The sequence below is a fragment of the Streptococcus sp. ACS2 genome, assembly GCF_000525585.1.
Classification (GTDB): domain Bacteria; phylum Bacillota; class Bacilli; order Lactobacillales; family Streptococcaceae; genus Streptococcus.
The window spans coordinates 1-11,288 of sequence record NZ_JALT01000015.1; the positions used below are offsets into that span (position 1 = coordinate 1).

Here is an 11,288-nt window from a genome sequence, read left to right on the forward strand (position 1 = left end):
GTGTTGAAGTTCCCGCTTGCTCGAGAAGAGGGATTTTAGAAGGCTTTTGAAAGTCATATTTGATCGTTATTCCTTGACAATGAGGACATGATGGTGCAGGGTAATCAAGTTTTGCATGAATCTCGATATGAGTATTAGTTTCCAAAACAAGTGAAATCTTGATATTTTGGTCTTTAATTCCGATTAATTCTGTGGTATTCTTAATAAGTCTCATAAGTTCTTCCTAATGATGGTTTGGTCGCTTTTCATTATAGTTCTTATGGGACTTTTTGTGTACATTGAAAAAGCTCCATAATCCTCTACAGTGGTTTTACCCACTACAGAAATTATAGAGCCCTTTTTGTTTGAAACAGTTAACATGGTAGAGGCGTTTTTACAAGGAGCGTATGCTATAATAGAAGGATAGAAAGGAGGCCTTCATGTTTGCACAATTGGATACAAAATCTGTCTATAGTTTCATGGATAGTGTTGTAGATTTGACCACCTACATTAAGCGTGCCAAAGAGCTTGGCTATCAAGCCCTTGGTTTGATGGATCGTGACAATCTCTATGCTGCTTATCATTTTGCTCAGTTTGCAAGTAGCAAGGGTTTACGTCCTTTGATTGGTATGGAAGCTAATCTATTTTACGAGGGAAGAAAAATTCCTTTTCGTCTATTAGCAAAAAATAATCAGGGCTATAAAAATTTGATGAAGTTGGCAACAGAGCTCTCCTCAGGGCAACGCGAGTTTACAGCTTTTTCGGACTATCTAAATGCTATTGCCCTCATCCTTCCGAGTGAAGACTGGGAGCCAGGGATGACTCTTGGTTCAGAGGTTTTTATTGGGATAAGGCCAGAAGATGCTGGCAAAGAGTTTGATTATCCTGTAATTCCTTTACATACAGTGCGTTATTTTGAGAATGCAGACCGCTCGACGATTCAGATGTTGCATGCCATCTCACAAAACGTTTCCTTGTCAGAGGCCTCTATTTGTCCTATGAATCAGCTTCTTTTCTCGCCTCAAGAAATGGAAAGTGCATATAGTGATATTCCAGAGGCTTTGAACAATTTGGAGCAACTTGTTTCAGACATTACTTATCAATTTGATACGGATTTGAAGCTTCCCCGTTTTAATCGTGATATGCCAGCAGTTGACCAATTACGTCAATTAGCCCAATCTGGATTAGAAACAAAAAAGTTAAGCGAAGCAGTTTATCAGGAACGTTTAGACAAAGAATTGTCTATCATTCATCAGATGGGATTTGATGATTATTTCTTGATTGTCTGGGATTTATTACGCTTTGGGCGTAGCCGTGGTTATTATATGGGAATGGGACGTGGGTCTGCTGCAGGAAGCTTGGTGGCTTATGTCCTTGATATTACTGGAATTGATCCCGTTAAAAATGACTTGCTTTTTGAGCGTTTTCTAAATGAAGAACGTTATAGCATGCCTGATATAGATATCGACTTGCCTGATATCTATCGAAGCGAGTTTCTTCATTATGTTAGGGACCGTTATGGTAGTAAGCACTCTGCTCAGATTGTTACTTTTTCAACTTTTGGGGCCAAACAGGCTATCCGAGATGTTTTTAAACGTTTCGGAGCCAAGGAATTTGAACTGTCACAACTTAGTAAAAAGATTTCTTTTCGTGACACCTTGACCTCTGTCTATGAGAAGAATATGTCATTTAGACAGTTGATTAATCAAAGACAAGAATTTCAGAGGGCTTTTGAGATTGCTAAGGCTATTGAAGGCCAGCCAAGACAGACCTCAATCCATGCTGCTGGTATAGTGATGAGTGACGATGACCTAACCAACCATATTCCTCTAAAAGCTGGTGAGGATATGATGGTTACTCAGTACGATGCCTCCGCGGTCGAAGCCAACGGCTTGCTTAAGATGGATTTCTTGGGCCTCCGTAATTTGACCTTTGTTCAAAAAATGAAGGAGAAACTTGAAGAAGAGCAGGGAGTCGCTATAGATATCAAATCAATTGATTTGGAAGATCCTCAGACCCTAGCTCTTTTTGCCAAGGGTAAAACTAAGGGAATATTTCAGTTTGAGCAGGCGGGTGCTATTAACCTTCTTAAACGGATTAAACCCGCTAAGTTCGAAGAAGTGGTAGCGACAACCTCTCTTAACCGACCTGGAGCTAGCGATTATACAGATAATTTCATCGCTCGTAAGTATGGTAAGGAAAAAGTAGATTTGATTGATCCAGTAGTTGCACCAATCCTTGAGCCTACGTATGGTATCATGCTTTATCAGGAGCAGGTTATGCAGATTGCCCAAGTATTTGCAGGCTTCACACTCGGAAAAGCCGATTTGCTTCGTCGGGCAATGTCGAAAAAAGATGCCAATGAAATGTCCAAGATGTCCGAAGAGTTCATGGAAGGAAGTCGTCGGTTGGGACGTAACCCACAGATTGCTGAACGACTCTTTAGTATGATGGCTAAGTTTGCAGGTTATGGCTTTAATAGAAGTCATGCCTATGCTTATTCAGCACTAGCCTTTCAATTAGCCTATTTCAAAACGCATTACCCTCAGATTTTCTATGACGTCATGTTAAACTATTCGTCTAGTGATTACATTAAGGATGCAATTGAAAATGGCTTTTCTCTAGCCAGCCTTGATATTAATAGAATTCCCTATCTGGACAAGATTTCAGATGGAAAGATTGTATTAGGTCTTAAGACTATCAAAGGCTTGCCAAGAGATTTTGCCCTTTGGATTATTGAGGATCGCAAACAAAATGGTAAATACATTTCTATAGAAGACTTTTTGACACGTATTCCTAGCAAATATCAGAAAGTTGATAGTCTGACACCTCTTATCCAGATTGGTTTGTTTGATATTTTTGAACCAAATCGTCAGAAAATCATTGGTAATTTAAGCAACCTCTTTACTTTTGTCAATGAGTTAGGAAGTTTGTTTGCAGAGTCATCCTACTCTTGGGTTGATTATGAAGACTATAGCCAGAAGGATCGTTATAATTTAGAACAGGAGTTACTAGGAGTTGGGCTTAGCCCCCATCCTTTACACTTGGCTCAAAAAATGGCCTCTCGTCCCTATCAAGCCATTTCTGATTTGGCTGTTAATACTAAGGCAACAGTTTTGGTTCAGATAGAATCCGTTCGAATTATCAGAACTAAAAAAGGTGATCAGATGGCCTTTCTGAACGTCACTGATGGGATCAATAAACTTGATGTTACCCTATTTCCAGAAACTTATTTCTATCATAAGGATAAATTAAGTGAAGGTGGTCTCTTTTATCTTGATGGACGGACCCAAGAGCGTGATGGACGCATTCAGTTAATCTTGTCAAATATGGAGGAAGCTAGCACGGAGCGTTTTTGGATTTTACTTGAAAATCATGATAAAGACATAGAAGTTTCTCAAATATTAGCTAAGTATCCTGGACACATTCCTGTCATTATCCGTTATCAAGGAAGTAAGGAAACTATCGTTAGTCAAAGATACAGAGTAACTAAGAACGAGGAACTTAATCGGGAATTAGCACCTTATGTGCTGAAAACGGTTTTACGGTAAAAAAAACAATAAATCTTTTCAAATTTAAAGTCATTTAGAATTCTTTGTGTTATAATGAAAATGTTAAATATATAAAAGGAGTATCAGGAATAATGAAACGTATTGCTGTTTTAACTAGTGGTGGAGATGCCCCTGGTATGAACGCTGCCGCTCGTGCAGTTGTTCTCAAAGCAATTTCTGAAGGAATTGAAGTCTTTGGCATTAACCGTGGATACGCTGGTATGGTTGAAGGAGATATCTTCCAACTTGATGCCAAAGGCGTAGACAACATCCTCAGCCGTGGTGGAACTTTCCTTCAGTCTGCTCGCTATCCTGAGTTTGCCCAACTTGAGGGTCAACTTAAAGGTATTGAGCAACTTAAAAAACATGGAATCGAAGGTGTAGTAGTTATTGGTGGAGATGGTTCTTACCATGGTGCTATGCGTTTGACTGAACATGGTTTCCCAGCTGTTGGTCTTCCAGGAACTATCGATAACGATATCGTTGGTACAGACTACACAATTGGTTTTGATACTGCTGTTGCAACAGCAACAGAAGCTATCGATAAGATTCAAGACACTGCTTTCAGTCACGGACGTACTTTCGTCGTTGAAGTTATGGGACGTAACGCCGGTGATATCGCTCTTTGGGCTGGTATTGCCTCTGGTGCAGACCAAATTATCGTACCTGAAGAAGAGTATGATATTAATGAAGTTGTACGTAAAGTTAAAGAAGGTTACGAATCAGGTGCTAAAACTCACCATGTAATCGTAGTTGCTGAAGGTGTCATGGGTGCTGAAGAATTTGCAGCTAAAATGAAAGAAGCTGGAGATACTTCAGATCTTCGTGCAACAAACATTGGACACGTGGTTCGTGGTGGTTCACCAACTGCGCGTGACCGTGTTCTTGCTTCATGGATGGGTGCACATGCGGTTGACCTCCTTAAACAAGGTATTGGTGGTGTAGCTGTTGGTATCCACAATGAAGAGCTTGTTGAAAGCCCAATCCTTGGTACAGCAGAAGAAGGAGCTTTGTTCAGTCTTACTGAAGACGGTAAAATTATCGTCAACAATCCTCACAAAGCACGTCTTGACTTTGCAGACCTTAACCGTTCATTGTCTAACTTGAGCTAATCTCAGTTACTTAAATTATTGTTAATCCGTCGCTAATGCGACAAAAAATATAAGGGAGTTTTATTTATCATGAATAAACGTGTAAAAATCGTTGCAACACTTGGTCCTGCGGTTGAAATCCGTGGCGGCAAAAAATTTGGTGAAGATGGTTACTGGGGTGAAAAACTTGACCGTGAAGCATCTGCTAAAAACATTGCTCAATTGATCAAGGAAGGTGCCAACGTTTTCCGTTTCAACTTCTCACATGGTGACCACGCTGAACAAGGTGAACGTATGGATGTCGTTCGTATGGCAGAAGACCTTGCTGGTCAAAAAGTAGGTTTCCTTCTTGATACAAAAGGACCTGAAATCCGTACTGAATTGTTCGAAGGTGATGCTAAAGAGTATGCATACAAAACTGGTGAACAAATTCGTGTTGCTACTAAACAAGGTATCAAATCAACTCGCGACGTTATCGCTTTGAACGTTGCAGGTGCACTTGACGTTTTTGACGATGTAGAAGTTGGTAAACAAGTTCTTGTCGATGATGGTAAACTTGGTCTTCGTGTTGTTGACAAAGATGCTGAAAAACGTGAATTCATCGTTGAAGTTGAAAATGATGGTATCATCGCTAAACAAAAAGGTGTAAACATCCCTTACACTAAAATTCCTTTCCCAGCACTTGCTGAACGTGATAACGCTGATATCCGTTTTGGTCTTGAACAAGGTCTTAACTTTATCGCTATCTCATTCGTACGTACTGCAAAAGATGTACAAGAAGTTCGTGCTATCTGTGAAGAAACTGGTAATGGTCACGTTCAATTGTTGGCTAAAATCGAAAACCAACAAGGTATCGATAACATTGATGAAATCATCGAAGCTGCTGACGGTATCATGATCGCTCGTGGTGACATGGGTATCGAAGTACCATTCGAAATGGTTCCAGTTTACCAAAAAATGATTATCACAAAAGTAAACGCTGCTGGTAAAGTTGTTGTTACAGCTACTAACATGCTTGAAACAATGACAGAAAAACCACGTGCAACTCGTTCTGAAGTATCTGACGTATTCAACGCAGTTATCGATGGTACAGATGCTACAATGCTTTCTGGTGAATCTGCAAATGGTAAATACCCAGTTGAATCAGTTCGTACAATGGCTACAATTGATAAAAACGCTCAAACTCTTCTTAAAGAGTATGGTCGTCTTGATTCATCTACATTTGACCGTTCAACTAAGACTGAAGTAGTTGCGTCTGCAGTTAAAGATGCTACTAACTCAATGGATATCAAACTTGTTGTTGCTCTTACTGAATCAGGTAACACTGCTCGTTTGATTTCTAAATACCGTCCAGAAGCTGATATCTTGGCTGTAACATTCGATGAAATTACTCAAAAATCATTGATGCTTAACTGGGGTGTTATTCCAGTAGTTACTGAAAAACCAAGCTCAACTGATGATATGTTTGATGTTGCTGAAAAAGTTGCATTGGAATCAGGTCTTGTAGAATCTGGTGATAACATTGTTATCGTTGCTGGTGTTCCAGTAGGTACAGGTGGTACAAACACTATGCGTATCCGCACAGTAAAATAATTTAAGTAGAACTTAAATTGAAAGAAGGTCTTTGGATCTTCTTTTTTTGGCTCTATAATCGATTTAGTAGGTTAAACTATTGAAGAGATTATAGAGCTTTTTTCCTAGGTAGCTAAATCAATTGGATAATAATAACAAGTGAAAAAGTGAAGAATATCATACTTATTCCGAATGGTTTAAAGCAAGATGGCTGATTTGGTTTGTATTTTAAACAGATTTAGTTCTAAGTGTCATATGACTTAGAAGGTATTTAGAGAAGAGGGAAATTATCTTTTCAAAGAAATTTTGGTTTTGTTGAAAACAACAGGATAAAAAATGTCGTTAAATAGGCTTCTAAACTATAGTTAAGATGGTTATAAGCTATATTTTTTAGAAGGACTGAGTTGATAACCAACCATTTTTATTTCAATAATGACTTACTATTTTAAAAGTTCTAATGAATTATTAATTCTGAAAATCGATTTTTGAAAAAAATGAAATCATAAGTTTTTTTTTCTGATAATTCCAAAAGTAAATAATTATAAAATTATTAATTGAAATGTTTATAAAAATAGTGATATCTATAATCATTCTACTGTTTACATGATTATTTTTAAGTGAACCTTATAAAAAAATTGAAAATAAGAGCATTTCTTTTCACAAATATTAGGAATTTTGTTAAAATATTTAACGATTAGTATTTTTAAATACTTTTAATCTCATTGAGGGGTGAGATACTTAATAGTATAAGTGTGGAGGATTACCAAAGTGGGTAAAGATTTATTTAATGATCGTATAAGTCGATTTTCGATTCGTAAGCTGAATGTAGGGGTTTGCTCCGTTCTTCTTGGAACTCTGGTTATGGTTGGTACTGCTAGTCAAGTATCTGCCGATGAAACAGCTAACCAAGTCCAAGCAGGAGATGTAGCTAGCACTACTGCTACAGTGAGTGATGAGACATCTTCTCAGAATGCTGTTGCTGCTCAAGCTTCGACGGAAGTCGCAAATTTCTTATCAATTTCTGAGACTAATAGTCAGTCTCAAACCGTTTCAAATGCTAGCGCAGCTACCTCTGAAACGTCTACAACACAAGCTTCTAGTGAGACAACATCTCAAGCAGCTACATCAACGTCAGCAACTACTGCAGCATCTACCACTAGTGTTGCTGGCTCTACAAGTGTAGGCAATACTATGGGAGTTTCAACAACAGCCTCTGTTACATCAGCATCATCTGAGACACCTGCTTCAGAAACAGCATCTGAAGCACAAGGTGTGGACGTTCAAGCAGAAGCTTCTACAACGAATGCTCTTTCAAGTGGTGCCGAAGCGTCTGCTGTAGTGCAACCTGTTGTAACAGCAGAAACTTCTGGTCGCCGTCGTACACGTCGTGCCCTTGGTGATGCCCATGATCCAAACTTGATTGGTGATGATGTAGAAGACGCAACCTCAACTCCAAAAGTTGAAAAACCAGGCTTTACTACAAATGTTGATGCCAAATCAATGGCTAGCCAAATCTCATGGTTGGACTTTGGAGATGTAGCTAACTGGACAGGAACTACTACAGTATTAGTTCCTAAAAGTGAAGTTAAACCAACTGAGAACTTAGAAGAAAAATTGGCTCTTCAAGTTGGGTCTACCTATACCAAGGAAATCATGCCTGGTTATGTAGTTACTGTAAAAGTCAAATCTTTGAAACCTTTCCAAGCGACTGAAATCTATAAGAAACGGATGGAAAATCAAGGGGCTACAGAAGCTGAAAAAGCAACCTATGATCCAAATGCAAAAAATGGTTATGTAAGTGGAGTCACTTCAAATGCTGCTAAGCAAGCTTTTAACAATGGTGAAGAGGCCAAAATCGTCGCTGATGCCCAAAATAATTGGACTGAAATCAGATTTGAGAATATTGATACGAAAACCAAGAAGACTACCATAAGTTCAGCTTTGAATGGTGGAAATATTGGAGTTCAGTTTGAAATCTCTGCAACCTTCCGTGGTAAGACAGTTAAGCCAGCTATTGTTATGGCTGATGGGGAGTCTGCTAACCCAGGTGAATTAGTTATGTTTACTACCAATGGAGAAGGTTGGCAGCATATTGGAGAATGGAAAAAGTTTACCAGACCAAGTACTTCTGTAACATATTCACCACAAGATACTGAAAATCTTTTTGGACCTAATCCTAAATTTAATAATACCAACTTAAACCAACTTCGTAGATCTACTGAAGTTGGACCAGAAAAGAAACCAGTAGCTTGGAAGTATTTTGGAAATCCTGACAAAGTTACAGGTGGTCTAGGAACCGGTATCTTTGGACCAAACATTTCTGAAGGTAATTATACTGTTCCAATCGTTATGACGCGTGGTGCCTCTGAAGTTGGACTTTATGTCGCTTCAGGTGGTAAACAGTCAGCAATGCTAGGATTCTTCCCAATTGATGAAGGGGACGCTCCTGAGTCATACGGAAAAGCTATGCATACCATTGCAACTGTAGATGGTATAACTGGTGCTAAAGTAAATCAACCATATATTGGTAATGTGAGCCCAGATATGGATGAGAATACTGTTCTTGACTGGTTCGGTGATGATAAGGCAACTACGGCCGATGAAGGAATTGACCAATTGCTTCCAGATGAGCTTAAAGGTACAACCAATGAGATGATCAAGATGGATCGTACACGCCCAGGTAACTACAAGCTGTCAATAGAAGCCCATACAGATGGAGCTTCAGAAGCTTATATCTACGGTTGGATAGACTTTAACCAAAATGGTACCTTTGATGAAGATGAACGCTCTGATCTTGCAAGAATCACAAATGACGGTACAGTTGAGTTGACTTTTGCAAATAGCAAGACTTATATCGACCCTAGCGTTAAAGAACTAGGTGCTCGTGTTCGTATTGCCAAGAAAGCTAACGAGATTGAGAGCCCAACTGGTATGGCCTTCTCAGGGGAAGTGGAAGACTTCAGAACTCAAATTACGCACCCACCAAAAGGGGAATTCAAGGAAACAAGTGGTCCTCAAGGGGCGAAGCAAACTGCAACTGTAACCTTTACAGCACGTGGAGAACACAAGTATGAGCTTAATTCTAGTGCCGTTATTGACGAAACGGTAGAACCATACATCGTTGATAAAGATGGCAACCGTGCTACTCTTGATGGGGACGGTTACTATGTCGTTCCAGGACAAGGTAAGTACAAGATTACTGCCAACGGTAAAGATGTCGACGTTGAATTTATTCCTGAAGATAACTTCCTTGGAACAGCTGATGGTATTTCTATTCGTCGTTCAGATAACAACGGTTATGATACTGGTTGGTCAACAAAATTCCCAGATCAAGAACCAAACATTAATGGTCAGTTGAATACCATGGATGGTCAATACGTTCCAACAGTCACTCCAATTGAAATCGAAGGAGTTGACAAAACTTCGACTGATGTTCAAGGGGCGACTCAAAAAGAAACTCCGACCTTTAACACAACTGAGACTAACTCAAATGGTGACAAGATTTCAATCACTCCAAGTGCAGAATATCCTGCTAAGTTGGTGGATCCTGCCACAGGTCTCACTACTGATGCGCCATCTGTAACAGTTGAAGGGGAAGGAGCTTATACGATTAATCCTTCAACGGGTGAAGTAACCTTCACTCCAGATCCAAGCTTTACTGGTACAGCCAAAGGTGTGGAAGTTACATTGTCAGCGCCAGTTGGTAGAAACAAAGATGGTAAGATCCAACAGGATTACATCAAGACTGCAACAGCTAAGTACACACCAACAGTCACACCAATCACAGTGACTCCTACAGACAAGGTTTCTGCGGATATTCAAAACGTTCCTCAAACCCAAACACCAACCTTTGATTTGAGTAATGATAAGACTGCTGAAATCACAAGCAAGAAATTGGTGGATCCCGCAACTGGTCAACCGACTGATGAAACAACTGTAACAGTAGCAGGAGAAGGTAGCTATACTATCAACCCAACGACTGGAGCAGTAACATTTACGCCAGAAAAAGACTTTGTTGGTACTGCAAAAGGAGTAACTGTTCAGGCAACTGCTACTATTACAAATGCTAATGGTAAGACTGCAACCATTACTTCAGATGCGACCTACACACCAACTGTTGTGCCAGCAGTTCCAACTGCAAACCCTGCAACTTCTAAAGATGTTCAAGGTGCAACGCAAACAGGGACACCAACCTTCGCAGGTACAACTGTTCAAGTGAATGGTGAAGATAAAGCTATTACGATCAAAGATAATAGCTACACGCTTTTGGATAATGATGGTAATGAAGTGACAAGTACACCAGCTTATGCCGCTGATGGTACAACTGAAATTGGTACTTACTCAATTGATTCAGCTACTGGTCAAGTCACTTTCACACCGACTGATAAATCATACACAGGTGTAGTAACACCGGCCAAGGTTCAAGCTGAAAGCTCAAACGGTATCAAGGTGGACACAACTTACACGCCTGAAATCGTACCGGTAACACCGACAGCAACTCCAGCTGAAACAAAAGATATCCAAGGTGCTACTCAAACTGGTAAACCTGAATTCAAGGGTGGAACAGTAACCGTTGATGGCGTTGAGAAAACAGTAGCTATCAATGAAGATGTTCCAGCGACATTTGACGATGGTTCAACATCTAAGACCGTTGAAGGTGTTGGTACTTACACAGTAGCAGCAGACGGTACTGTTACATTTGTACCAGAAAAATCATTCGATGGAACTGCACCAGCTGTAACGGTTGTTCGTGAAGACAAGAACGGAACCAAAGCCTCTGCGACTTACACCCCAACAGTAACACCAGTTACACCAACAGCAGAAGATACAACATCAACAGGTAAACAAGGTCAAACCCAAACAGGTAAGCCTGAATTTACTGAAGGTGATAGCCGTGTGCCAATGAACGATGACGTTCCAGCAACCTTCGACGATGGTTCAACTACCAAGACAGTTGATGGAGTTGGTACTTACACAGTAGCAGCCGACGGAACTGTAACTTTTGTTCCAGAGAAATCATTTACTGGAACAGCTCCAGCTGTGACGGTTGTTCGTGAAGATAAGAACGGAACCAAAGCATCTGCGACTTACACAA

Annotated in this window: 4 protein-coding genes and 1 pseudogene; 4 read left to right on the forward strand and 1 reads right to left on the reverse strand. The window is 39.9% G+C overall.

Annotated elements, in window-relative coordinates:
• Positions 1-214, reverse strand: a pseudogene (locus tag HMPREF1517_RS02395) (ISL3 family transposase); the annotation flags it as partial.
• A gap of 205 nt (positions 215-419) precedes the next feature.
• Here HMPREF1517_RS02395 and HMPREF1517_RS02400 point away from each other — a divergent pair.
• The 4 genes from HMPREF1517_RS02400 to HMPREF1517_RS02415 form a co-directional block, all read left to right on the forward strand.
• Positions 420-3,530 (forward strand): DNA polymerase III subunit alpha, encoded by a 3,111-nt coding sequence (locus HMPREF1517_RS02400; RefSeq protein ID WP_037599189.1) that lies wholly within the window; start codon positions 420-422, stop codon positions 3,528-3,530.
• A 92-nt stretch (positions 3,531-3,622) separates the two neighbouring features.
• Positions 3,623-4,642, forward strand: a complete 1,020-nt coding sequence (gene pfkA / locus HMPREF1517_RS02405) for a 6-phosphofructokinase (RefSeq protein WP_013990713.1) — start codon at positions 3,623-3,625, stop codon at positions 4,640-4,642.
• A gap of 69 nt (positions 4,643-4,711) precedes the next feature.
• Positions 4,712-6,214, forward strand: coding sequence for a pyruvate kinase (pyk, locus tag HMPREF1517_RS02410; protein WP_004182640.1), 1,503 nt, complete (start codon positions 4,712-4,714; stop codon positions 6,212-6,214).
• A gap of 747 nt (positions 6,215-6,961) precedes the next feature.
• The coding region (locus HMPREF1517_RS02415) for a CshA/CshB family fibrillar adhesin-related protein (RefSeq protein ID WP_037599191.1) at positions 6,962-11,288 on the forward strand (4,327 nt) is incomplete at its 3' end.

Excerpts from the sequence above, each read along its gene's own strand:
- HMPREF1517_RS02400 (WP_037599189.1), top strand. The coding sequence starts at position 420 with ATGTTTGCACAATTGGATACAAAATCTGTCTATAGTTTCATGGATAGT.
- pfkA (WP_013990713.1), top strand. The coding sequence starts at position 3,623 with ATGAAACGTATTGCTGTTTTAACTAGTGGTGGAGATGCCCCTGGTATG.
- pyk (WP_004182640.1), top strand. The coding sequence starts at position 4,712 with ATGAATAAACGTGTAAAAATCGTTGCAACACTTGGTCCTGCGGTTGAA.